Annotated in this window: 23 protein-coding genes, 1 tRNA gene and 1 pseudogene; 6 read left to right on the top strand and 19 right to left on the bottom strand. The window is 34.3% G+C overall.

Annotated elements, in window-relative coordinates; all coding sequences use genetic code 11:
- Positions 1-3: 3 nt before the first annotated feature.
- Positions 4-300, bottom strand: coding sequence for a ribosome hibernation-promoting factor, HPF/YfiA family (gene hpf, locus RMAG_RS02285; RefSeq protein ID WP_011737837.1), 297 nt, complete (start codon positions 298-300; stop codon positions 4-6).
- A gap of 159 nt (positions 301-459) precedes the next feature.
- Here hpf and RMAG_RS02280 point away from each other — a divergent pair, with 159 nt between their 5' ends.
- From RMAG_RS02280 to argF, 3 genes are all read left to right on the top strand, one after another.
- Positions 460-663, top strand: a complete 204-nt coding sequence (locus tag RMAG_RS02280; protein ID WP_024792300.1) for a hypothetical protein — start codon at positions 460-462, stop codon at positions 661-663.
- Positions 664-727: 64 nt separating this feature from the next.
- Positions 728-1,885: an aspartate aminotransferase family protein gene (locus RMAG_RS02275; protein WP_024792301.1), complete on the top strand. Its 1,158-nt coding sequence runs from the start codon at positions 728-730 to the stop codon at positions 1,883-1,885.
- A gap of 12 nt (positions 1,886-1,897) precedes the next feature.
- The gene (argF, locus tag RMAG_RS02270; protein WP_011737835.1) at positions 1,898-2,797 is read left to right on the top strand and encodes an ornithine carbamoyltransferase; all 900 of its coding nucleotides are present in this window, start codon (positions 1,898-1,900) and stop codon (positions 2,795-2,797) included.
- 213 nt (positions 2,798-3,010) lie between these two features.
- On the opposite strand, the pseudogene RMAG_RS06235 reads toward argF, so the two are convergent.
- The 14 genes and pseudogenes from RMAG_RS06235 to RMAG_RS02205 all read right to left on the bottom strand — a co-directional run.
- Positions 3,011-3,131, bottom strand: a pseudogene (locus RMAG_RS06235) (epoxyqueuosine reductase QueH); the annotation flags it as partial.
- A 37-nt stretch (positions 3,132-3,168) separates the two neighbouring features.
- Positions 3,169-3,588, bottom strand: a complete 420-nt coding sequence (locus RMAG_RS02265; protein WP_011737834.1) for a uracil-DNA glycosylase family protein — start codon at positions 3,586-3,588, stop codon at positions 3,169-3,171.
- Complete coding sequence (locus RMAG_RS02260; protein ID WP_011737833.1) at positions 3,585-5,120, bottom strand: 2-isopropylmalate synthase; 1,536 nt, start codon at positions 5,118-5,120, stop codon at positions 3,585-3,587. The genes RMAG_RS02265 and RMAG_RS02260 overlap by 4 nt, the downstream gene beginning before the upstream one ends.
- A gap of 154 nt (positions 5,121-5,274) precedes the next feature.
- Complete coding sequence (gene pssA / locus RMAG_RS02255) at positions 5,275-6,021, bottom strand: CDP-diacylglycerol--serine O-phosphatidyltransferase (protein WP_011737832.1); 747 nt, start codon at positions 6,019-6,021, stop codon at positions 5,275-5,277.
- A gap of 52 nt (positions 6,022-6,073) precedes the next feature.
- Complete coding sequence (gene ilvC / locus RMAG_RS02250; RefSeq protein ID WP_011737831.1) at positions 6,074-7,078, bottom strand: ketol-acid reductoisomerase; 1,005 nt, start codon at positions 7,076-7,078, stop codon at positions 6,074-6,076.
- A gap of 44 nt (positions 7,079-7,122) precedes the next feature.
- Positions 7,123-7,599 (bottom strand): acetolactate synthase small subunit, encoded by a 477-nt coding sequence (gene ilvN / locus RMAG_RS02245; protein ID WP_011737830.1) that lies wholly within the window; start codon positions 7,597-7,599, stop codon positions 7,123-7,125.
- A complete protein-coding gene (gene ilvB / locus RMAG_RS02240) occupies positions 7,596-9,335 on the bottom strand; it encodes a biosynthetic-type acetolactate synthase large subunit (protein WP_011737829.1) in 1,740 nt (579 codons plus the stop codon). The genes ilvN and ilvB overlap by 4 nt, the downstream gene beginning before the upstream one ends.
- A 67-nt stretch (positions 9,336-9,402) precedes the next feature.
- Complete coding sequence (lpxC, locus tag RMAG_RS02235) at positions 9,403-10,314, bottom strand: UDP-3-O-acyl-N-acetylglucosamine deacetylase (protein WP_011737828.1); 912 nt, start codon at positions 10,312-10,314, stop codon at positions 9,403-9,405.
- A 5-nt stretch (positions 10,315-10,319) separates the two neighbouring features.
- On the bottom strand, positions 10,320-11,540 hold the full coding sequence (gene ftsA / locus RMAG_RS02230) for a cell division protein FtsA (protein ID WP_011737827.1): 1,221 nt from the start codon (positions 11,538-11,540) through the stop codon (positions 10,320-10,322).
- Complete coding sequence (dusA, locus tag RMAG_RS02225; RefSeq protein ID WP_011737826.1) at positions 11,530-12,498, bottom strand: tRNA dihydrouridine(20/20a) synthase DusA; 969 nt, start codon at positions 12,496-12,498, stop codon at positions 11,530-11,532. The genes ftsA and dusA overlap by 11 nt, the downstream gene beginning before the upstream one ends.
- On the bottom strand, positions 12,485-12,943 hold the full coding sequence (locus RMAG_RS02220) for a CinA family protein (protein ID WP_011737825.1): 459 nt from the start codon (positions 12,941-12,943) through the stop codon (positions 12,485-12,487). Before RMAG_RS02220 ends, dusA begins: the two co-directional genes overlap by 14 nt.
- A complete protein-coding gene (gene pepN, locus RMAG_RS02215; RefSeq protein ID WP_011737824.1) occupies positions 12,940-15,477 on the bottom strand; it encodes an aminopeptidase N in 2,538 nt (845 codons plus the stop codon). Before pepN ends, RMAG_RS02220 begins: the two co-directional genes overlap by 4 nt.
- Before the next feature lie 715 nt (positions 15,478-16,192).
- Complete coding sequence (locus tag RMAG_RS02210; RefSeq protein WP_011737823.1) at positions 16,193-16,993, bottom strand: undecaprenyl-diphosphate phosphatase; 801 nt, start codon at positions 16,991-16,993, stop codon at positions 16,193-16,195.
- Between the two features lie 16 nt (positions 16,994-17,009).
- Positions 17,010-18,104, bottom strand: a complete 1,095-nt coding sequence (locus RMAG_RS02205; RefSeq protein WP_011737822.1) for a class I SAM-dependent methyltransferase — start codon at positions 18,102-18,104, stop codon at positions 17,010-17,012.
- Between the two features lie 14 nt (positions 18,105-18,118).
- On the opposite strand from RMAG_RS02205, the gene RMAG_RS02200 reads away from it, so the two are divergent.
- The 3 genes from RMAG_RS02200 to aroE all read left to right on the top strand — a co-directional run bounded on the left by RMAG_RS02200 (position 18,119) and on the right by aroE (position 21,747).
- Positions 18,119-18,838 carry a pteridine reductase gene (locus RMAG_RS02200; RefSeq protein WP_011737821.1) on the top strand — a complete coding sequence of 240 codons (720 nt, stop codon included), beginning with the start codon at positions 18,119-18,121 and terminating at the stop codon, positions 18,836-18,838.
- A 319-nt stretch (positions 18,839-19,157) separates the two neighbouring features.
- Positions 19,158-20,912, top strand: coding sequence for an Rne/Rng family ribonuclease (locus tag RMAG_RS02195; protein WP_011737820.1), 1,755 nt, complete (start codon positions 19,158-19,160; stop codon positions 20,910-20,912).
- 31 nt (positions 20,913-20,943) lie between these two features.
- The gene (gene aroE / locus RMAG_RS02190) at positions 20,944-21,747 is read left to right on the top strand and encodes a shikimate dehydrogenase (RefSeq protein WP_011737819.1); all 804 of its coding nucleotides are present in this window, start codon (positions 20,944-20,946) and stop codon (positions 21,745-21,747) included.
- Here the strand turns inward: aroE and pdxH are convergent.
- From pdxH to pyrF, 4 genes are all read right to left on the bottom strand, one after another.
- Positions 21,736-22,368, bottom strand: a complete 633-nt coding sequence (pdxH, locus tag RMAG_RS02185) for a pyridoxamine 5'-phosphate oxidase (RefSeq protein ID WP_024792303.1) — start codon at positions 22,366-22,368, stop codon at positions 21,736-21,738. The two genes, aroE and pdxH, sit on opposite strands and share 12 nt — an antisense overlap.
- A gap of 5 nt (positions 22,369-22,373) precedes the next feature.
- A complete protein-coding gene (gene ubiM, locus RMAG_RS02180; RefSeq protein WP_011737817.1) occupies positions 22,374-23,567 on the bottom strand; it encodes a 5-demethoxyubiquinol-8 5-hydroxylase UbiM in 1,194 nt (397 codons plus the stop codon).
- A 939-nt stretch (positions 23,568-24,506) separates the two neighbouring features.
- Positions 24,507-24,583, bottom strand: a tRNA-Val gene (locus RMAG_RS02175).
- A gap of 19 nt (positions 24,584-24,602) precedes the next feature.
- Complete coding sequence (gene pyrF / locus RMAG_RS02170) at positions 24,603-25,298, bottom strand: orotidine-5'-phosphate decarboxylase (protein WP_011737816.1); 696 nt, start codon at positions 25,296-25,298, stop codon at positions 24,603-24,605.
- Positions 25,299-25,356: the final 58 nt, after the last annotated feature.

Genomic DNA, 25,356 nt, shown 5'->3' with positions numbered 1-25,356 from the left:
TTATTAATTTTTTCTATGATAGTTTAATTTTTCTTTATATTTTCTAATTTGAGCATCTAGCTTATTAACCATTTGATCAATAGAATTGTACATATCGCTACTTTCTGCTTTTGCAAATAAATCTGCACCACTAACATGGATTATTGCCTCGGCTTTTTGTACATCTTTTTCAACCCCTAAAATCATATTAATATTAATTACTTGATTAAAATGATGCTTTATTTTGAATAATTTTGCAAGTGAATATTGTTTAATTGCTTCGGTAATATCAAGATGATGGCCAGAAATATTTAACTGCATACACATTCCTTAAATGTTATTGAAAAATAACTTATATTAAAGCATAACTCCAACCAAATTGTGAAGTATTTGTGCATGCTTAAAGCAAATAAACCCCACTTAAATCCTATTTAAGGTATATAATAACAGTTTTATTTACCTAGAAATTTAGGAGATCAAATGGACGCAAAGAATCAACATTCTAATGAATTAAGTGCAAAAAGAATTGCATTACAAAATACGTTCAGAGCTCATACACAAGCCAATGGCTTTTCCTATGAAGAGTGGATTAATCCACCAATAGGTTCTTTTTATGAAGGTTACAAAAAAGAATTAGATGAAATTAACGATGAAATGGCACCTCCATTAACCTACCAGTCATAATAACTTTCTGATTGGTAATAAAAGGCCCCGTTTCGGGGCTTTTTGCTTTTTTGAGATAAACACAATGTCATATTTAATGTCAAACTATATGCCGCTTAAAGTTACCTTCGTCAAAGGTAGGGGCTGCTATCTAACAGATGACAAAGGCAGGCAATATCTAGATGCACTTTGTGGTGTTGGTGTTGTTGGCCTTGGGCATTGCCATCAAGACATTACAAAAGCCATTCAAACACAGGCTGCGAATTTACTACATACCAGCAATTGGTACCATATTCAACACCAAGAAGACTTAGCTGAAAAGTTATGTCAATTGTCTAATATGGATGCCGCTTTTTTTGCTAACTCTGGTGCTGAAGCCAATGAAGTAGCCATTAAAATTACACGGTTACATGCTCACTCCCAACACATTAACAACCCAACCATACTTACATTTAATCAAAGCTTTCATGGACGCACCATGGCAACACTTTCAGCCACTGGAAATTCTAAAATACAAACAGGTTTTGAACCATTAGTTAGCGGGTTTATTCACATTGACTTTAATAACATTAACGCTATTAAAGTCCATGAAAACAATAACAACATTGTTGCAATTATGCTTGAGCCTATCCAAGGCGAGGGTGGTATTATTATTCCAGACGAGCATTACTTAAACCAAGTTCAAGAAATTTGCTTTAATAACAATTGGTTGTTAATTCTTGACGAAGTACAAACAGGCATAGGTCGTACTGGCAAGCTATTTGCACATTTTTATAATAACATAACACCAGATTTACTCACTTTAGCAAAAGGGCTTGGCAATGGTGTACCAATCGGCGCTTGTCTTACAAAAGGTAAGGCCTCAAAATTACTCACACCTGGTACACATGGCTCTACTTTTGGTGGCAACCCATTGGTTTGCAAAACAGCACTAACCGTATTAGATGTTATTGAAAAAGACAATATTTTAGATAATGTTTTAATGATGGGTGAATATATCACATCAAGCTTTAAAAACAAACTTAAAGATTCAGACAAAGTGCTTGAAATCCGCTCAAAAGGCCTAATGATTGCCATTGAACTAAACCAAGACTGTTCTACGCTTTTACAAAAAGCACTAGACAATCAACTCTTAATTAACATCACCGGGCAATCAATACGCTTACTGCCACCCTTAATTATTGACAAATCTGACGCTGATATTCTTATTAAAAAAGTTAGTGATTTGGTCAATGCTTTATAAGCAGGAAATATCATGATAAAACACTTTATTAATCTGGATGATTTACCAAATCATGATTTAACTCAAATCATTAAACAAGCAATTGCACTCAAAAAGCAATATAAATCTGGAAAAATCAACAAAATATTAGAGCATAAAACATTAGCTATGATTTTTGACAAATCCTCCACACGTACACGTGTTTCCTTTGAAGCTGGCATGACCCAATTAGGTGGACACGCTTTATTTTTATCCGATAAAGATATTCAATTGGGTCGTGGTGAACCAATTATTGACAGTGCAATTGTGATTAGTTCAATGGTTGATGTCATCATGATGCGCATCTCTTCTCATAAGGATATTCATACCTTTGCTGAAAACTCCTCTGTGCCGATTATTAACGCCCTATCTGATGAATCCCATCCCTGTCAACTACTATCCGACATGATGACTTACCAAGAACACAATGGTTCAATTGCCAATAAAACCATAGCTTGGATTGGTGATGGCAACAACATGTGTCACACTTATATGCAAGCAGCAAAAAGCTTTAACTTTAAACTTAACATCGCCACACCTAAAAATTATCAACCAGATCAAGATTTTATTGAAAAATATGCTAATCATATTCATTTATTCACCGATGCACAAAAAGCCTGCCAAAAGGTTGATTTGGTAGTAACTGATGTCTGGGCAAGCATGGGACAAGAGGCTGAACAAACAAAACGTAAAATTACTTTTAAAGACTTTTCTGTTAATGCAGCCTTAATGTCAAAAGCCAAACCTAGTGCTGTATTTATGCATTGCTTGCCTGCACACCGTGGTGAAGAGGTGTCTACTAATGTGATTGATGGTAGTCAAAGCTTGGTTTGGCTTGAAGCTGAAAACCGTTTGCACGTGCAAAAAGCATTGCTATTATATTTATTGAATTAATCATTTTTAAAGCTCTATTGCTTGTTAATAGAACACTTCACGTTTAGACAATTCTAACATTCTTCTTGTGCCAATTAAAATCTCAACAAAAAATACCCTTAGTTGTTAATTTAATTCATGTCTTTATAGCGGAAGATGATACCAATATTAGACCCTTGATCTTGGGTATTTGCTTCAAAGTACATATCAAAACAGGTAGCACAAAACAAATATTTTCTTTTTGCGTAATTCATATTCTTCTATTGGATGAATATTCTGGTTGTAAAAGAATATTATAGTGCCTATATTTGATAGCTAAGACATTTCCCAAGCAAGGTGTACAGCAAGAATACATGATTAATACAGGACATTTGAACCCGATAAACTGTAATCTACTTGAGGTACTGTTTAACCCTTTTTAGAACTTCCCAAGTTTCACGTTTGAGTTGCTCGTTTGTCAAAACCTCACTTGGGTGGTGGGTAACAAAATGCTTATATGAAGATGACTTTAAGTCTGAACTCATCAATAATACTATTTTTGCATTATATTGCTTAAGCATTTGATTTAAATCATTAATGTTAGCGCTAACATATCTAATATTAGATTTTTCAAGTCCAATAGCGCCTAGCATTTTAAATAAAAAATCTTGAGTCTTGCCTATTTTACAAAATGAATGGACGGGGTTGGTTTCAATCGCTAAGCATTGTGTATTAATTTTTGATACGTTTAAATCCTGATTTTTTACTTGAATATGTAAAAACTCAGGTATACCAAACACCTCTAAATAATGAGATCTTAATGACGCATTCATATTTGAGGGTGCTGCGCCTTATTAGTTGCAGCCAGTACTTTATTTAAACCATGAACATAGGCTTTTGCGCTGGCAGTGATGATGTCAGTATCAACTCCTTGCCCATTAACAATACGACCATTACATTCTAAGCGCACGTTCACCTCACCAAGTGCATCTGTACCTTGAGTAACATTTGAAACAGAGTACAATTGCAGATTTATTTTAATGCCTGTCAATGAACTAATCGCAATAAAAGTAGCATCTACTGCGCCTGAAGTATTAGCCGTTGCTGTTTGTTCTTTATCATCAATTGATAGCACGACAGTTGCTGTATTTTTTTCACCCGTTTCCGTGCATACTTTCAAAGACACTAGTTTGATAGCTTCATAAGCCTCTGTTTGTGTTTCAGATACTAATGCTTGCAAATCTTCATCAAAAATTTCATGTTTTTTGTCTGCCAATTCTTTAAAGCGTCTAAAAGCATCATTTAGACCTTCCTCATTATTAAATTCAACACCCAGTTCAGCCAATCTTACTTTAAACGCATTGCGACCTGAATGTTTTCCCAAAACCAATTGATTGGCATTCCAGCCAACATCTTCAGCGCGCATGATCTCGTAAGTCTCACGGTATTTAATCACACCATCTTGATGAATACCTGCCTCATGGGCAAAAGCATTTGCACCAACAATTGCTTTATTAGGTTGCACAATAAAACCTGTCACACTTGAAACTAAGCGTGAGGCTGACAAAATATGCGTGGCGTTAATATCGGTATCACAATCAAAAATATCTTGACGAGTTCGTACTGCCATGACCAACTCTTCTAGTGATGTATTCCCTGCACGCTCACCTAGACCGTTAATGGTACACTCAACTTGCCTTGCACCATTTAGTACAGCAGACAACGAATTGGCTACTGCCAAGCCCAAATCATTATGACAATGCGCTGAAAAAATAGCCTTATCAGAATTTGGCACACGCCCAATCAAAGATTTAATGGTTACACCAAATTGATGCGGAATGTTATAACCCACCGTATCAGGAATATTAATGGTTGTCGCACCTGCATTAATCGTCGCCTCGATAATACGACACAAAAAATCCTCATCTGATCGACCTGCATCTTCTGGCGAAAACTCAACATCATTCGTGTATCGTTTAGCTCGCTTAACAGCGCGAACCGCTTGTTCTACGACCTGATCAGGAGTCATTTGTAGTTTCATCTTCATGTGAATATCAGATGTGGCAATAAAAGTATGAATACGCGATGCATTAGCACCTTTTAACGCTTCTCCTGCACAATCAATATCCTTATCAAGCGCTCTGGACAATGAGCAAATAATCGAATCTTGCACCACATTAGCCACAGTTTGTACAGCTTCAAAGTCTCCCACTGATGCAATAGCAAAACCTGCTTCAATGACATCTACTTGCATTTTTTCCAGCACTTTGGCAATACGTACTTTTTCATCCCTAGTCATGGACGCACCAGGTGATTGCTCACCATCACGAAGGGTTGTATCAAAAATAATTAGTTTATTAGGCATTTAGTTTATAAATTGTGAGAAACAAGATTTTTCAATCGTGCACAAAATAATAATTACTCTAAGGCAATAATCTTAGTGGAAATAAAAAAATGCTTTCTATAGGAGAATAAAATTTAAATTGATTAGTCATACTGAGAGGAATTATAGGGTAAATTCAACCCTTTTTAGTGCGTTTTTTTAAATGACGTCTTTTTCTCACTTCAATTATTGTTGTTAATAGACCTGACAATGCGTAAACAAAAAAGAAAACAAATAAAATAGCACTAGGCTCTAAAGTAACAACAATAATAATTAAGGTGGTAAATAACAATAATTTAAACGAGGATCTACCTTTTAGATTAACCTCTTTAAAGTTATTATAACGAATATTGCTAACCATTAACACGCCAGAGCCAACTAAAATAATCCAACTGGCTAAAATTAAATATTGATCATAATCAGTTACACCAATCACATCAAAGGTCCAAACCAAACCTGCAATTAATGCAGCAGCAACAGGAGAGGGCAATCCTTGGAAATAACGTTTATCCTCAATACCAATTTGTGTATTAAAACGAGCCAAACGAAGTGCACCTGCCGCTACATAGACAAAAGTGGCCAACCAGCCAATTTTTCCTAAATCAGACAACAGCCAAAAATATATCAATAGCGCGGGTGCCACAACAAATGAAATCATATCAGCCATAGAATCATACTGTGCGCCAAATTCACTTTGAGTGTTTGTTAGACGAGCTACGCGACCATCAAGCCCATCCCATAACATGGCAACAAATATTGCAATAGCAGCATCAGTATACTGACCTTTAGTAGCAAGAATAATGGCAAAAAAACCAGAGAACAACCCAAATGTTGTGAGAATATTGGGCAGTAAGTAAATGCCTCTTTTTGCTTTTCTTTCCATTATATGTTATTCGCTAAAACGTCCAATCAAATTGAGAGTTTGATTAAAATGACTAGTTTTTGGATTGATCAACAATCTTATTTTTGTTAATCCAAGGCATCATAGAGCGAAGTGACTCGCCTACTTGTTCAATTTGATGCTTACGTTGGACATCGCGATGCGCTGGAAGCTCGTCCACATTAGCCACAAATTCTTTAGCAAAAGTACCATCTTGAATTTCACTCAAAATCTTTTTCATTTCAGTTTTAGTATCAGCAGTCACAATACGAGGACCGCGAGTAACATCACCATATTCAGCTGTATTTGAGATTGAATAACGCATATTAGCAATACCACCTTCATACATTAAATCAACAATTAACTTTAATTCATGAAGACACTCAAAATATGCCATTTCTGGCTCATAGCCAGCCTCTACTAAGGTTTCAAAACCTGCTTGAACTAAAGCAGTTGTACCGCCACATAATACTACTTGTTCACCAAATAAGTCCGTTTCAGTTTCATCTTTAAATGAAGTTTCTAAAATACCAGTACGACCACCGCCAATAGCGCAGGCGTAAGATAATGAAGTAGCTTTAGCATTACCTGAAGCATCTTGAAATACTGCAATCAGGTCCGGAATACCGCCGCCTTTAACAAATTCTGAACGTACTGTATGCCCAGGTGCTTTTGGAGCAATCATGATAACGTCTAAATCAGTACGTGGTATAATTCTATTATAATGAATGTTGAAACCATGAGCAAATGCTAAAGTTGCACCTTGCTTAAGATTTGGTTCAATACTATTTGTATAAATTTTAGCTTGAAATTCATCAGGCGCTAGAACCATAACCAAGTCTGCCCAATCAGTCGCCTCTTCAATTGATTTAACAGTTAATCCAGCAACAAATGCTTTTTCAGTAGATGCAGAATCAGCTCGAAGTGCAACAACTACTTCAACACCAGAATCTTTTAAGTTATTTGCATGCGCATGACCTTGCGAGCCATAACCAATAATAGAAACTTTCATGCCTTTAATAATATTTAAATCTGCATTTTTATCGTAATATCTGTTCATTTTTTTTCCTCTATTTTTTAACGCCTAATACGCTTTTTGTTAACTTATTTTTTTATACAAACACCCGTCACGCCTGTTCTAGAAACTTCTAAAATTTTTGACACATCTAAGCTTGCTAAAAAATCATTAATTTTTTGACTTCTTCCTGCCAACTCAATTATATAAATATCTTCTGATACATCAACTATTTTGCATGAAAAAGCATCAATTTGTTTCTCAATATCAGCCTGTGTTTGTTGATTGACATCCACTTTAACCAGTAACAACTCACGTTCAATATGCTCAGTGGCAGTTAAATCTATCACTCTAACCACGTCGATCAATTTATTAAGTTGTTTAACAATTTGCTCAATAATACCATCATTGCCAATACTGACAATGGTCATGTGTGACAAAGTTGAATCGTTAGTTGCTGCAACTGTGAATGACTCAATGTTAAACCCGCGAGCAGAAAACAACCCTGCTACTCTAGAAAGAGCACCTACTTCATTTTCTAACAATACTGAAATAATGTATCTCATATTAAATTCAACCCTTTATCATTAGTTGACGTCATTTTATCACGACCTGCTAACAACATTTCGTGGTGTCCTGCACCTGATGGAATCATTGGGAATACATTTTCCGTAGGGTCGGTTAAAATATCTAAAAATACCGTTCTGTCTTTTTCTGTGAATGCTTTAATCAATGCTGGCTTTAAATCTAGCTCTTTTTCGATCTTAATACCTATGTGCCCATAACCCTCTGCTAGCTTCACAAAATTAGGTAATGCATCCATATATGACATTGAATAACGTTTGTCATAAAAAAATTCTTGCCATTGGCGTACCATGCCTAAATAACCATTATTCAGATTGATAATCTTTACTGGAGTGTTGTATTGCAACATAGTGGAAAGTTCTTGTAACATCATTTGAATACTACCTTCGCCTGTTACGCAAACGACATCCATTTCAGGTTCTGCTAATTTTGCACCCATCGCTGCAGGTAGTCCAAAGCCCATTGTGCCTAAACCGCCAGAGTTAATCCAACGACGTGGCTTATCAAATGGGTAATATTGCGCCGCCCACATTTGGTGCTGTCCAACATCACTAGTAACAATCGCCTCACCTTTGGTTATTTCATACAAGACTTCAATCACACTTTGCGGCTTAATTACACCTATTTTAGTTTTATATGCCAATGAATCAACAGCACGCCACGTCTCAATTTGAGCCCACCATTGAGTAATATCAGCCAATTGCTTGTCTTTCAGTGCTTGTATTAATATACTCAAAACATCATTAACTTGTCCGATAATCGATACATCAACACCCACATTTTTACCCACAGAAGACGGGTCAATATCAATGTGGATAATTTTTGCATAAGGGCAGAATTTGTCTAAGTTACCAGTAATACGGTCATCAAAACGCGCACCTACAGCAATAATGCAATCCGAATCGTGCATTGCCATATTAGCTTCGTAAGTGCCGTGCATGCCCAACATACCCAATGATTGTTTATCACTTGCAGGGTAAGCACCCAATCCCATTAAAGTTTGGGTGATTGGAAAACCTGTATGACGAGTAAAAATACGCAGTATTTTATCAGCATTACCAATCACACTACCACCGCCTGAATAAATAATAGGTTTTTTTGCTTGAACGATTAACGTAATTGCCTTGGTTATTTGATCCGCTTCAATCTTTATCTTAGGCTGATATGAACGCATATCAATTGACTTAGGATAATCGCCAAGCTCAAACTCAACCTCAGCAATCGTTGTGTCTTTGGTAATATCAATAAGAACAGGACCAGGACGACCTGTAGTCGCAATATAAAATGCTTTTTTAACAACATCTACCAAATCATTAATATCTCTTACTAAGAAATTATGCTTAACACACGAACGAGTAATGCCAACCGCATCAACCTCTTGGAAAGCATCATTACCAATAACTGCAGAAGAGACTTGACCTGAAACGACAACCATGGGAATAGAATCCATATAGGCTGTGGCAATACCTGTTACTGCATTAGTAAGTCCCGGTCCTGAAGTAACAAGCACTACGCCACACTTACCGCTGGTACGTGCATAGCCATCTGCTGCGTGCATAGCGCCTTGCTCATGGCGAACAAGAATATGTTTAATCTCATTACACGCATTTAGTGCATCATAAATGTGTAAAACTGCACCACCAGGATAGCCAAAGATATACTTAACCCCCTCACTTTTAAGACTGTTAATTAATATTTGAGCACCATTTAACTTCATTATTTTTCAGTGTGAGCGTAAAAAACCTATTAATTATACCTAATGAAATGTCAGCATAAACCTACTATTACAAGGAATTTTTCCAATCTTCAGAATAAAATTGAATGGGTGAGCCTTCTTCTTCGAATGTTTCAATAGACCATGTATCTGGTTTTGCTAAGATAACTGATAATAGTTGATTGTTAAGTAGATGCCCTGTCTTGTATCCTTCATAATGTCCAATTAGATTGCTACCTAATAAATACAAGTCACCAACAATATCCAAAATTTTATGCTTAACAAATTCATTTTGATAACGCATTCCATCTTCATTTAAAACATCATCATCACTCAAAGCAATTGCATTGTCCATACTGGCGCCTAATGCCAAATTTTGCCTTTGCATCATTTCTACATCTTTCATGTAACCAAAAGTTCTGGCACGTGAAATTTCTTTTAAATAGCACTGTTTAGAAAAATTAATACTCAACTTCTGCCCACTTTCTTTAACTTTTTTATGATCAAAATCAATCTCAAGTGACACTTTAAAACCTTCATATTTAGATACTTGTGCCCATGAATCACCATTTTCCACCCGTATAGTATCTTTGATGACAAAAAACTTTTTATAGGCATCTTGTTCTTTAATACCAGCAGATTGAACTAGAAAAATAAAAGGAGCAGATGAGCCGTCCATAATTGGCACCTCAAACGAATCAAGTTCTACTAAAACATTATCAATCCCAAGGGCTGAAAATGTACTCATCAAATGTTCAACCGTTGACACTTTAACACCTTGATTTTCAAGCCCCGTAGAAAGTACTACTTCATTAACAAACGCACTATGCGCACGTACCAATTTACCACCAACATCCATGCGCCTAAACACCACACCATGGTCTTCTTTTGCAGGAATTAAAGTCATATTTACAACACTGCCACTATGAATGCCAACACCTCTGGCTTTCACTTCTTTTTTAATGGTTCTTTGTTTAATCACAATATTTATAATTCCAATAATGATTTTATTTTACTCACAAAGTTAGTTTGTTGGTACGCTTGCACTACTTCTAAATAAGCGTTATTATCAGCATGCATCAATAAACCTAATGCGCAAGTATAAATAGGGTTGGAAACAATCATATCTTTACCTGTGATTTTATTCACATTAACTTTAGCCAGCTTAGTTCTTATTCTAAAAAAATTAACAAACAACCCTTCACAACCATCTATTAAAGACACGCCACCTGTTAATACAAATCCTGATTTAAGCGATCTATCTAACTTTTTAGTTTTTAGATTTTGCTTGATCGAGTGGCAGATATCTAAATAAGAATTTTCTATGACTTCAACTAAATTGTGTAATGATAAATAGCGATTTTCAATAGAATCCAACTGTTTTAACTGGATTAATTTATCTACTGGTGCTATCTTTAATTGGGCATATCCATGTTCAATTTTGAGTCTTTCTGCCTCTTTAAATGAGGTATTAAAGGCATTGGCAATATTTTGGGTAATTTGATTGCCGCCCATTTTAAAAACATGACTATAAGCAATACCACCGCCCATAAACACAGAAATATTACTCACACCTGCCCCCATATCAAGCAAGCAAACACCGCTATCTTTCTCATCCTGAGTAATACAAACTCTGCTACTGGCTATAGAATTCAAAACAACTTCACTAAGTCCTAAGCCACTTTTTTCAACTGCTTGATGGATGCTATTCATGGCTTGGTTTGAAACAATGCTTACATGCACTTGAGCACCCAAAACAGTTGCCTCAAGTCCAATTGGCTGGTCAATTGTTGCTGTATCTTGGTCAATAGTAAAGCGATTAATACTCGCACTCAGCATTTGCTTATTAGCAGGCATAGGTGTAGCTGATGCCGTCTTAATTGCCTCAATAACATGTTCTTTGGTGATTTTTTTACCGCTAACTGATATTTGTCTATCCTGATTAATCGTACTTAGATGCAAATCACAAATATTAGTGGATACATTATGGATTCTAGTATTACAACTAAGATAAGCAGCTTTCACCACCTTTAATATTGCTTTTGTCACTTTATCAATATCAACAATCAGCGCATTTTTTACCCCATCTGATGGTCCAATACCATGGCCAAATACCTCTATTTTGCCATCTTCCTCATCAGCAATTAACACTACAATCTTGCTTGTACCTATGTCAATACTTGCAAAAAAATTATCACTATTGGTCATTATTTTTATCCGTATATTCTAACCATTCATACAGGTGCTCAAACTTAACTATTTTACCACTTAACAAACGTTTAAATTTTTTAGCATTTTTTTGCCCATGATACAAACCAAAAATATGCCGTGTCATAGATCTAATTAGTACAGAATTAGCATGTTGAACTTTCATATATTCAATGAATGCTAATAACACTTGTTCACGACTCAATATTGATGATTTTTTCTGGTAGATCAAACCATCAACTTTTCTTAATAGATAAGGCTGATGATACACTGCCCTGCCCAACATAACACTATCCACGTGTTCTAAATGCTGTAATGAACTTTCCATGTCCATAATGCCGCCATTTATACCAATAGCAAGATGAGGAAAGTCTCGCTTAATCTGATACACTCTCTCATAATTAAGTTTTGGTACACTACGATTTTCCTTAGGACTCAAACCTTTTAGCCAAGCTTTTCTTGCATGAATCACAAGATTATCACAACCAGAACTTTCAACTGTTGCAACAAAATTAACCAATTCATCGTAGCTATCCATATTATCCACACCAATACGTGACTTAACCGTAATTGGCACATCTACCATTTGTCTCATTGCATCAACACATTGCGCCACAACCTGCGGTGTTTGCATCAAACACACTCCAAAGTTACTTGATTGCACTCTATTAGAAGGGCAACCTACATTAATATTGATCTCATTATAACCCCAATCTTGCGCTATTTTTGCTGCTTGCGCCATCTCTTTTGGCTCACTGCCACCTAATTGCAACACCAGCGGATGTTCGCACACATTAAAATCCAACAAACGGTTTTTATTCCCATAAAGTATCGCTCTAGCTGTTACCATTTCAGTCCAAAGTTGAACATTTTTTGATATTAGCCGATAAAAATATCGACAATGTCTATCCGTCCAATCCATCATTGGCGCTACTGAAAATTTACTATGATAATTCATAAACCAACGTTTTAATCACAAAATCAACACTTGTATGTACTACTTCAGCTCGATTACTACTAAACTGTTTAATGCTAGTAAAACATCTTTTTAAAGTACAAAAACCGAAGCAAACCATACCTATAGGTTTATTTTTTATACCGCTAGTAGGTCCAGCAATGCCTGTGATTGCTACACCAATATTAGCAGATGAGTTTTTAATTACACCACGTACCATCTCTAATGCAACTTGCTCACTAACTGCACCAAACCTGTCTAGCGTTGTAGACTTAACACCCAGCATATCAATTTTAGCTTGGTTAGAATAAGTAATAAACCCTCTGTCAAAATAGGATGATGAGCCACTCTGGCTCGTGAGTAATGCAGATAAGTTGCCACCTGTACAAGATTCAGCTACTGCAATGGTGAGAGACTTTTGTTTTAACAGGGTAATTAATGTGTTCACTTTAGTGCTGCTTGAATAATTTCAAAAATATTATTAGATAAATTCTCAATAGCTAAAATTTTCTCTAATTGTTGTTTTTGTAAGGCTTTTAATTTTGGGGTAAATCGCTGCCAATGATTGTAAACTGAAGTTAATTTTGCGCCTATTTGTGGATTTGACTGGTTAAGCTTAATGATAATATTAGTTAAAAGTTCATAGCCTTGTTGATTATGAAAATTAACGTAATTTTGTGAAAAACTACCTATAACACTACGCAAACGGTTTGGTGTGTTAAATGAAAACAATTTGTGTTGCATGAGGACCTTAATGCTTTCAACATTGGCTGTTGACGCAGACGATTGAATAGAGAAATATTTATCCATAACTTGTGTATCATTTTTAAACTCATGATAAAATCCATCAAGTGCGATATTTTTATACGAATTATCACTAACTATTAACGCCTTTAAACTCGCCATTTTATCATTCATACAATTGGCTGATTTAAATTGCTCAAAGGCTAACTCAAATTCACCACTGATTGCTAGATAATATAAGCAAATATTTTTTAATGCTCGATTTCCAACAGCTTCAGGCGTTAACTCATAAGGTTGATAAATGTTAAGCTTTGAATAAATTTTGCTAAACAATAACTTAAACCTCTCAATAATTTTATTAATTACTTTTTCACGCTTGTCATGAACCTCAAATACGTCAATAATCTCTTGTTGCTGATGTAAAAATTGTTCAGATGGTAGGGTTAAAATTTCACATATTAAGGATTTATCTTGTACAAGCGATACACAGCTACCATCTAGGAAAGTGTTTTTTAGAACTTTTTCAATGGCATCAAAAAACAAATCTTGGTTAATACTTGAAGGTATTAGGATTAAAGACAGCCATAATTGCTGCGCATTATCCCACTGATTAAAAGCATCAGAATCATGCCTAACTAAAAATATTTTTTGTTTGAAAGTTAAATCAGATTTCAGTTTAATGGGCGCACTAAAACCTCGCAACCATGAGGGTGTTGGCTCTACATCCATATTGTTGAAAATAAATATTTGCTCCTTGTCTTTAACTGTTAATATGCCACTTTCAAGTTTAGTGCCAGTATCATCAAGTAGTGCAAATCTAAGCGGAAAAAAATAATCACATTGCGAATGCTGTCTAATGAAAACTTTAAACGTTTTATCATTGTGATTATAATCAGAGACAATGCTGACTTCAGGTGTACCAGATTGCGAATACCAATACATAAATTGATCAAAATCAAAATTATTAGCATCGCTCATACTTTGAATAAAGTCATCAATAGTGACGGCATCACCATCAAATCGCTGAAAATATAATTGCATACCTTTTTGAAACCCAACCTCACCTAGAAATGTATGTACCATGCGAATAATTTCTGCACCTTTTTCATAAACAGTTAAGGTGTAAAAATTATTCATCTCGATATAATGCTCTGGTCTGACTAGATGCTGCATTGAACTCATGTCTTCTGCAAATTGCAAAGTGCGTAGAGTATTCACGTCTTCAATACGTTTAATAGAACGTGTATGTAAATCTGAGGTAAATTCTTGATCTCTAAAAACTGTTAAGCCTTCTTTTAAACTAAGCTGAAACCAATCTCTACAAGTAACTCTATTTCCTGTCCAATTATGGAAATACTCATGACCAATCACTGCTTCAATATCAATAAAATCTTTATCCGTTACTGTGTCTATACTAGCTAATACGTAAGTAGTATTAAAAATATTCAACCCTTTATTTTCCATTGCACCCATATTGAAATCATCAACGGCTACAATCATATAAATGTCTAAATCGTATTCAAGTCCAAAGCGTTTCTCTTCCCAAGCAAATGAACGCTTTAGTGCCGCCATAGCAAATTGGGTTTTATTAATATTATGCGCTTGAACATAAATCTTTAATGTTACTTCATTGCCTGATAATGTGATGTAAGTATCCTCTTTGAGTGCAAAATTACCCACCACTAAAGCAAATAAATAACAAGGCTTTGGCGTAGGATCATGCCAAGTTGTACTGCCATTTATTTGCTTGATTAAATTACCATTACTGAGCAGTACTAGATATTTTTGTTTATCAGCTTTGATGTGAGTAGTAAACACACTTAACACATCAGGTCTATCTAAATAATAGGTAATTTGTCTAAAACCATGTGCCTCGCATTGCGTACAAAAATTACCATTAGATTGATATAGACCATAAAGACTAGTATTTTTTTCTGGGTGAATGCAATTTTTAATCTCTAAAATAAACTCATCAGCAAGGTTATTGATCTCAAGCCCTTGTTCAACCAACTTATAATCAGGCTTGGCCTTATCAACTAAAATAGAAATCAACTCAAGGTCGATACCATCTAAAAACAAAATATTAGTTTTTTTATTGGACTTCGGATTTTTATAAAAACTAATCTTAGAAGTAACGATAGTTTGCGTTTCAGTTAAATCAAACTCAAGTTCTGTGGTATGAATTAAATACTCACTAAGTGTATAGTCTTTACGATAAATAGGCTGCAGTTTATTCATTTTATTAAAAATTTAGAGACTATGCTTTCAAGTGTTTTATTAATATAGTTAGGTAGCAGCGTATATATAGCACAAACGCTAAAGTCGTTGTGGCAATACCAATATCACCAACCATAATATCACTAAACCAGTGAGCGCCGGCCATCGGCCTTAACATGAAAAAACCAGAACAATAATAAAAATGAGCCAACGCCATCGATTATGAACAAAAAATAAATAATATCCAGGCCAAGTAAATAAAACCGCAGCATGGTCTCCTGTAAAGCTATTTTCAGACATGTATTTTAAACCTAAACTAAGGAATCATCAAAAACAAACAAAGTGCTGAATTTGCAACTAGTATAGGGTTTTTCTACCTAAATTTGTATACTTCACATATTAGATTCATTATCTCACGTATAAACAACATTGAAACTAACAAAATAATAAAGCCAATCAGCCCTATCATTTTGTATTTATTTTTAAATAAACCATCATTAAAGTAAAAAACAAACCAATAAAAAATAGCGGAATAAAGTCAGCAACCAGAACACTGAGTATTGCCAAAAAAATCATTCCATATTGAGTGAAATTCAACAAGTTATTGATTAAGTGCAGTAAACGTCTGACGTTCTAAATAATCCCAATATTTTCGGATAGTAACATTGTTCCAATTAAATAACAACAAGGGGAAAAGTTAAGGATAAAAAAGATTTAAATTAAAATTGATATGTTTTCATAAAATGAAAAAAAATAAAAATATGCCTAAAGTTAATCTATAGATAACAAATGGCATCATACCAACTGCATCTATTAACTTGATAAAAAAAACAATGGTTACATAAGCACTAATTGCTGCAACCACGAAGCCCATGGCCAATAAACTAACATTCACCAATTGCGCCTGATGATACAAATCAATCAATATAAGTATTAATGACAGGCTAATCACAGGAATGGATAATAAAAATGCAAATTGTATTGATAATTTTCTAGATAGCCCCACCAACATACAAGCCGTGATTGTTATTCCTGATCTAGAAGTTCCTGGAATTAATGCTAAGGTTTGCGCCATACCGATAAAACCAATATCTACCCAACTAATTGTACTTTTTTGATTTTTATTTCTATGACTAAACCAACTGGCAAAGCCTAAAAGCACGCCAAATACTAGTGTTGCATAAGCAATAATTTCTACTGAACGCAAATCAGTTGCAATAGAATCTCTAAATATCATACCAACCAGTCCTACTGGAATAGTACCTAATAACACACCCCATGCCAACTTTGATTCTCCAATGGTTTGACGTTTAATTATTGAGTGATAAAAATCAAAAAACAAACACTTAATCATAGCTTGATAATAAAATATCACCGCACTTAAAGTACCCATATGTACCACCACATCAAATGCTAAACTTTGATCAGTCCAATTGGTTAATTCTGGCACTAAAATTAAATGCGCTGAAGAGGAAATAGGTAAAAACTCACTTAAACCTTGAACCAATGCCAAAACGATTGTTTGGAAAATATTCATATTTTATAAAAGCCTTTTACAATTTATTGCTTAAGTCTTGTTCAATAAATCCTGTTAATTTTATCGATAGTTTTTTACTTAAAGCTAACACTTTAAAACTCTCGCCCATTGCGCTAGGTAAAACCAATTGTTTAACTTGTTGCGCTAAATTGATATATTTATTTTCATCTAGCTGTTCAAACAAATACTCATCAATGCCCAATGAAATCAAAAATAACGCCTGTGTTGCATAACCACTAACCTTAAAACCACTAACACTTGCCTGATCGGCAATATCAGAAAAATTAACCGATGTAGTAATATCTTGCTCTCCTATATTTACAAACGGGTTTTCACTCGCCTTATGTTGATAATAGCACCTTAAGGTGCCGTTTAACCTTTGTGGATGAAAATATTCATTTCTACCCATGCCATAATCAATCAACAATACTAGTACCTCATTGGTAGCCATATATAATGAGTTAATCCACGCCATGGCACGAAGATTGACTTCAGTTTTATAATCTTCAACCATATTATTAGGCAAGAGTGTCTTATCACTTTGATAAGGTAAATCAAATATTTTCCAACAAAATTCATTTCCACAATAATCAACACCTAATTCATAAAATTGGTTATTTTTATAGACAATGCGTTTTGCTGGCATGGCATCTAACACTTCATTAGCAATCACTACACCAGAAAAATCTGCTGGCAGTTCATCAAGCCAAACCACTCTATCCATTAATTCTGGTAATATTTTATTAATGGCTTGCGCTTGCCTGTGTTTAAGTTCAGCACTTAACTCTAAAATATAGTACTTCTTTGGTAGGCTGTTTAATCTTCCTAGTTTGAAAAGTATCTGAGTAGCAAGAACACCACTACCAGCACCAAACTCTAAAATATCGTTAGTGCCATTTAACACCTGCGCACATTGACGGGCTAAGCAAAATCCAAATAAATCTGAAGTTTCTGGTGCGGTAATAAAATCACCCCTTTCGCCAAATTTTTCCAAACCCGATCGATAGTAGCCCAATGTAGGATGATAAAGTGCCAAATCCATAAATTCATCGAAACTTATAGGGTTAGCATTTTGTATAATAGTGTTTTTAATAATTTGTTCAAGACTCACTTGGCGTATTTTATATGAAAACAGCGTTAGTCACAGGCGGGGCACATAGAATTGGTGCGCAAATTTGCCATACCTTGCACAAAAATAATTACCATGTGATTATTCATTACAGAAATTCATCAAAAGATGCTAAAAACTTGACAAATAAGCTTAACAACATTCGCCAAAATTCTGCTAGTACCTTGCAAGCTGAATTATCCAACATTCAAGAAGTTAGTAAACTTTGCGATATCATTAAGTCACTTAATCTTTTAGTTAACAATGCATCAGTGTTTTACCCAACACCCGTCAGTAAATTAAATCAGCATGACTATCAATCCATTATGGACACCAATGTTATGGCTCCTTTATTTTTATCCAGCACTTTAAGTGATAAATTAGCTCAAAACCAAGGTTGCATTATCAATATTGTAGATATTCATAGCGAGCGTCCTTTAAAAAATTATGCAATTTATAACATTTCTAAAGCAGCCATTGCTATGACGACCAAAACACTAGCTAAAGAATTAGCGCCTAATGTTCGTGTTTGTGGAATATCTCCTGGGTCAATTTTGTGGCCAGAAAATACAGCTGAACTTAAACAAGTTCAAAAAGACAAAATACTAAAAAAAATTGCACTAAAAAAGCAAGGTAGTGCGCAAGATATTGCTGATACTATTTTATTTTTAGCCAATTCTACCTATATTACTGGGCAAATTATTAATGTTGATGGCGGTCGTACACTTAACCAATAAGGGTTTTTGATAAATCTCATACTATTTTATGATATAATTCGTAAAATTGATGTTTAAACTTCCATCATCTAAAAAGATTGTTTCAAATATTTTTAGTGCCAAAAATAAATAAGAAATACTACAAATATTTTTGAACTTTTTGTTGCCATACAAAAATAAATTAACTATTTTTGAGTGATTAAATAAAAAGAATTACCCCTAAAGGGGTAAGTTTTTAATTATTTTATGATAAGAATAAATCACATTTCAACACTAAATCAGCACACCAGTGTTGAGCCTTTATATGCGCAACAAAATCCATTCACACTAGGACTTAATCATGAATCATATTTTAATCAATGCAATTTATTCCGAAGAAATCAGAGTAGGTATTGTCAAAAACAAAAAACTAACTGGCCTTAATATAGAAACTAGCCTTAATAAAAAAACTAAAGGTAATATCTATCATGGCAAAATTTCTCGAGTAGAACAATCACTAGAAGCAGCATTCGTTGACTACGGTAAAGAAAAGCAAGGATTTTTACCTTTTAAAGAAGTTGCAGAAACGTTACACAATGATGTCAAAGCTAAAGGTGAAAAACTAACTATTTCTGATGTTTTAAAAGAAGGGCAAGAAATTATTGTTCAAATTGAAAAAGAAGAGCGTGGTAATAAAGGTGCAGCACTCAGCACTTATATCAATCTTGCTGGTGCTTATATGATTTTAATGCCAAATAATCCGAAAAATCATGGCATATCAAGACAAATAGTCGCTTTAGATAGACAATCTTTAAAAGAAATTATTAGCAAAATTATTCTACCTAACCATTCAGGTTTAATTATTCGCACTGCAGGTTCTGGTAAAAGTTTTGAAGAGTTGCAATGGGAAGTGGATTATCTTTCTGACTTATGGAAATCAATTAATACAGCGACTTTAACACGCAGCGCGCCTTTCTTAATTTATCAAGAAAGTGATATTATTATTCGTACATTACGCGATCATCTTCGTTCTGATACTGACAGTGTTATTATTGACGAATTAGAAGCTTTTCAAAATGCCAAAGAATTTGTCAGTTTTGTGTTGCCACATTACCTGGACCGCATAAAGTTTTTTGATGTTTCTGAACATTCTTTATTTAACCATATGGGCATTGAAGCTCAGGTTAAAAGCGTATTTAATCGAGAAGTATCGCTACGAACAGGCGCCATCATTGTCTTTGATCCGACTGAAGCACTTACTGCCATTGATATCAACTCTGCTCGCGCTACTAAAGGTGCTGACATTGAAGAAACCGCTTATAACACCAACCTTGAAGCAACTAAAGAAATTGCTCTACAACTACAATTAAGGGACATTGGTGGATTGGTCGTGATTGATTTTATCGACATGGCTTCTGAAGAACATAGAGTATCAATCGAAAAAGCCATGGAAAAAGCCACTAATGCAGATCGAGCGCGTATCCAAATCGGCACTATTTCTCAATTTGGTTTACTTGAAATGTCAAGACAACGCTTGATGAATTCAGTCACTGAATCAGTCGAAAAACCTTGTTCTGCTTGTCATGGTCGTGGCACTACACCAACCATTCCAACTTTAGCATTAACCATTTTAAGACAGCTTGAAGACGGTTGTAATGCTGCCAAGCAAACAGCACACTTAACCATTCAATCAAGTATAGAAGTCATTACTTACATTTTGAATGAAAAACGTCAAGAAATAATAAAATTAGAGGGCAAGCATGGCATTAAAATCACCTTACTACCCAATCCATATATGCAATTTCCTAATTTCACCATTAATAAACAAAAAGGAAGTAAAAGGTCACAGCATAAAAGCTATCAAAGTATTTCAAAGCCACAACATGTACTAGCCGAGAATGGTCTTTCAGATCAAGCTGAAATTCCAGCTATTAATGTAAATAGACCTAGCACGCGCGTTCCTGAAAAGAAAATTTCTTTATTTGAGAAAATAAAAAATGTTTTGTTTGGAAGGAAGAAAAAACAACCCAATAAACATAGAATAAATCCTAACAATAGGAGGCCCAATGTGAATAACAATCAAAATAATACTACCAAACAACAAAAATCTCAATAAAAACTGAAGTGAATAAAAAGTAAGATTAATAATGTATAAATTTGCTGTTTTTGGCAATCCAATTAAACATAGTTTATCGCCAAATATTCACATTCAGTTTGCTCAACAGACTGGGTTTGAAGTTAGTTATGATAAAATCTTAGCACCTATTGATGATTTTTCATCTTCGGCACAAGCATTTATCAATCAAGGTGCAAATGGTTTTAATATTACTGTGCCTTTTAAACTAGATGCATTTAAATTTGCAAGTGAACTTACACTAAATGCTCAAATAGCAGGTGCAGTTAATACTATAAAAATAGAACAAGATAAAATCATTGGTGAAAATACTGATGGTATTGGGCTAGTCAATGATTTAACTCACAATCTTGGTATTGAATTAAAAGATAAAGTTATCCTAATTTTAGGTGCAGGTGGTGCAACACAAGGTATCTTATTGCCTCTTTTAAAACAACAGCCCAATCACGTTATGATTGCCAATCGGACCCCTTTTAAAGCAATTAAATTGGCTAAAGACTTTGCTAAATTTGGCAAGACTTGCGGTTTTGATTTGGATAAAATTAAACACGACCCTGTTAATATTATTATCAATGCCACCAGTACATCACTTTATGGGAAAATGCCTGATATCGCCTCTGGCGTTGCCAATAATGCAATTTGTTACGATTTAATGTATGGCAAACAAACGCCATTTATGGATTGGGCAACAATCAACCATGGCTCAATGATTAGCGATGGCTTAGGTATGTTGATTGAACAAGCAGCAGTAGCTTTTGAATTTTGGACAGGTGTAAAACCTAATACTGAACAAGTTCTAAGTAATTTAAGGAGCTAGACGCTCAATTCTCCACTTATCTTCGCTTAATTGATATATAAATCGATCATGCAATCGATTTTCTCTGCCCTGCCAAAATTCAATCTTTGATGGTATGACACGATAACCACCCCAAAAATCAGGTAATGGCACCTCACCTTTACTAAATTTAACCTTCATTGATTCAAATTGAGATAATAATATCTGTCTTGAAGATAAATTTGATGATTGTTGCGATGCCCAAGCACCTAGTTGAGATGCTTTTGGTCTGGAAGAAAAATATTTTAAAGATTCAAACGTGTTGACTTTTTTTACATAACCAGAAATCTTGATCTGCCTTTCTAAGGCCAACCATGGGAATAATAAAGCCACATTTGGATTGATTTGAAGTTGTTTAGATTTTTTAGAATTATAGTTTGTAAAAAATACAAAACCATGTCTATCAAAGTATTTGAGCAATACAACTCTAATGCTTATTTCACTATCATCACTTGTTGCTAAACTCATGGCACTTGGTTCAACCACATTTGCTTCTTGGGCTTGTTGAAACCACAACTTAAACTGTTCAAAGGGATTACTACTCAAATCAGCTCGATTTAAGCCACTTTGAGTAAATTCATGCCTAAGACTGGTTAAATCAATTTTCATTAAAATGGTAAAAATTTGTGTTTTTTATCTTGTGTTAAATGATGAGAAATTAGATACTTAATAGGTGGAAAATGCTCGACAAACTTAAGCACAAATCGCCTTACTTGTTTAATCACTGGCGTATCATTAGTAAATAGTGCCACAATACCATTAGTACCAAAAAACATCAATCTAGTTAAATTAATATGCTTTTTCTCATACAACTTTAGTAATGATTCAGCACCAATATCTTGGCCATTATCCAAAGCCTCATTAACCAATTTTGCTAATATATCTTGCCCTCTTAATCCTAAATTAAACCCATGCGCAGTCACAGGGTGCATACCTACTGAAGCATCACCAATTAGAGCAAAACGCTTCGCGATAAAAGTTTGTGCATGTGTTGCAACTAAGGGATAGGAATGGCGCTCACCTACTTGCATCATCTGCCCTAATTCACCTTTAAACGATTGCGTCATCATTTGATTAAAATCAACCTCACTCATCTCAAGCATTGCTTGAGATTGATCAGTTTTAATTGTTAATACAACAGACGAAAACTTGTCTACCATTGGTAATAATGCCAGTGTTCGCCCATAATAAAAGCGCTCTAAAGCAACATTGTTATGTGATATTTCATGACTCATCTGGGTAACAATCATCACTTTGGAAAAATCCTTCATTAGGGCTGGAATACCAACTTTTCGACGAATGTCTGAAAAACGACTGTCGGCAGCAATGACTAATTTAGTCTTAATCTTATCACCGTTAGATAAAATAACTTGTGAATAATCCTCCAATTGAGTTACATTTTTAACACTTATATCAGTGATAATATCAATATTTTTTGCCTGTTTAACCTTTGTATAAAGTGCTTTTCTGATTTGATAATTAGGCACCAAATAACCCAAAGCATCTATTGAAGTATTCTTAATTGTAAAATTTAACAAAGAAGATGAATCTCCATCAAACACTTTCGCTTCTTTTAAAAGAGAGACTTCTGCCTGATTAATCAAATCCCAAACACCGAACTTCTTTAAAATTTTTAATGATAAATGCGTTAATGCAATTTCTCTACCATCTACTTGAGGATCAGCAATAGAATCAAGACTTGATCTTTCAATCAATAGCACTTTAACATTAGAATCAAACATAGCACTAGCAAAACTTAAACCTACTGGACCACCACCAATAATTACAATATCAATTTTCATTAAACAAAAAAATTTGAGATAATAGGCTTATTATAACCATGAGTACTTGCCATGATTTATGTTGTTATCTAATTTAATCATACTATCTATTTGATAATTAATTCACAAATTAGTGGCTTTAGTCTTAAACCTTTATTACTATATCACCTCTACCCTTAAAAAAACAACACAAACTAACAACCCACGGCATTTATCCGCCTATGTATATCAGTGCATTATTATCTTCAGGCTTAATGCTCATTCAATTTCTCAATTGCTGATTCTAATTTTTATTATTGATTTGATACTTAAATTAAATTTAGAAGAAAAATTGCTTAATAAACGTTTTAAGCAATATAAAAACTATACAAGTATATTTTTACCTTTTGCAACCTATTAAGTAATGCTTTTTTGTACATAATAAACACCTTATATTGAGAAAGTTTGTGGTCTTTTCTAACTGCAACGATCATAAATTGATAAGTCTTATTCAAATTTTTATCAACAACTTGAGTTTGATCATAATGCCTAATATAGTTTGTACATCCAAATCAATCAACTTTAGTACATACTCAAACGCACTGAAAGCCTTGGTATAATTTTGCTCTACATCATCATAATATTGCATACTTCTATCATACAAATCTCTACTAGAGAATACGGAAAAGTTCAATAAGAGCAACATAACAACTAATTTTAAATCTTTGTAACAAGAAAAAATGCAAGCATTGTGAATGATTCCTATCATTTGTATCAAATGACTTTTAGTTTCACACTATTTTTAATTAGTCCAATATGTAAAAATAACCGCAAATATAAATTATTTCAACTTAAAAATAAACATATCTTTTTAAAAATTGATCTGGTTTTAACCTCTCTAGTTTTAACATGAAGAAACTTTACTTAAAAAAAATACTTTTTATTCTAATAAATCTGTGTTTAAAAAATTAAGAGTTTTGATGGTAGTCGCGAGTGAATTCGAATCACCGACCCCTACCATGTCAAGGTAGTGCTCTAACCAACTGAGCTACGCGACTAAAAAAATGGATTTTATACTTAAAAACAACTTTTAATAATCAATTGAATATCTTGTGCCGCTCGGTATGGACTAGTGGCATTTTTGATTGGACGACCAACAACAACATAATCTGATTTTGACTTAAATGCGGTTACCACGTCAACCACGCGTTTTTGATCGTCATTATTAGTCACAGGGCGAATACCTGGAGTAACAGCAATTAATTTGTTATCAACATATTCACGTAAAAATGGCACTTCAAGGCCTGAAGATACTACACCATCACAGCCTGCTTCAAAAGCGCGTTTGGCACGAGAAATAACCAATTCTTGCACATCACAATCAAAACCTAAATCATCTAAATCACCTCTATCAAGACTGGTGAGTGCAGTTACTGCTAAAATTTTAAGTTCACCTTTATTTTCAGAAGCTTTTTCCATAAGCGCTTGATTACCATGAATAGTAGCAAAAGTAGCCCCATATTGGCTTAAACGTTTAATTGTTCTACCTACAGTTTCTGGTACGTCAAAAAACTTCAAATCTATAAAGACTTGCTTATCTTTTTCTAATAACCAATCAAGCAAGCTAAAGTATTGTCCTGTCATTAATAATTCCATGCCAATTTTATAAAAATTAACACTGCCATCCAGTTGGATAACTAAATCTTTAGCTTGTTCAACTTCTGGTACATCTAGGGCAAAAATAAGCCTGTCTTCAACCTTGATGTTTTTCATGTAATTTTGAAATAAATACTACGTAAAAAAATATCTGAATTATACTATGATTTCAATT

The sequence above is a fragment of the Candidatus Ruthia magnifica str. Cm (Calyptogena magnifica) genome (assembly GCF_000015105.1).
Taxonomy (GTDB): domain Bacteria; phylum Pseudomonadota; class Gammaproteobacteria; order PS1; family Pseudothioglobaceae; genus Ruthia; species Ruthia magnifica.
This window is presented reverse-complemented; position numbering and strand designations above follow the sequence as displayed.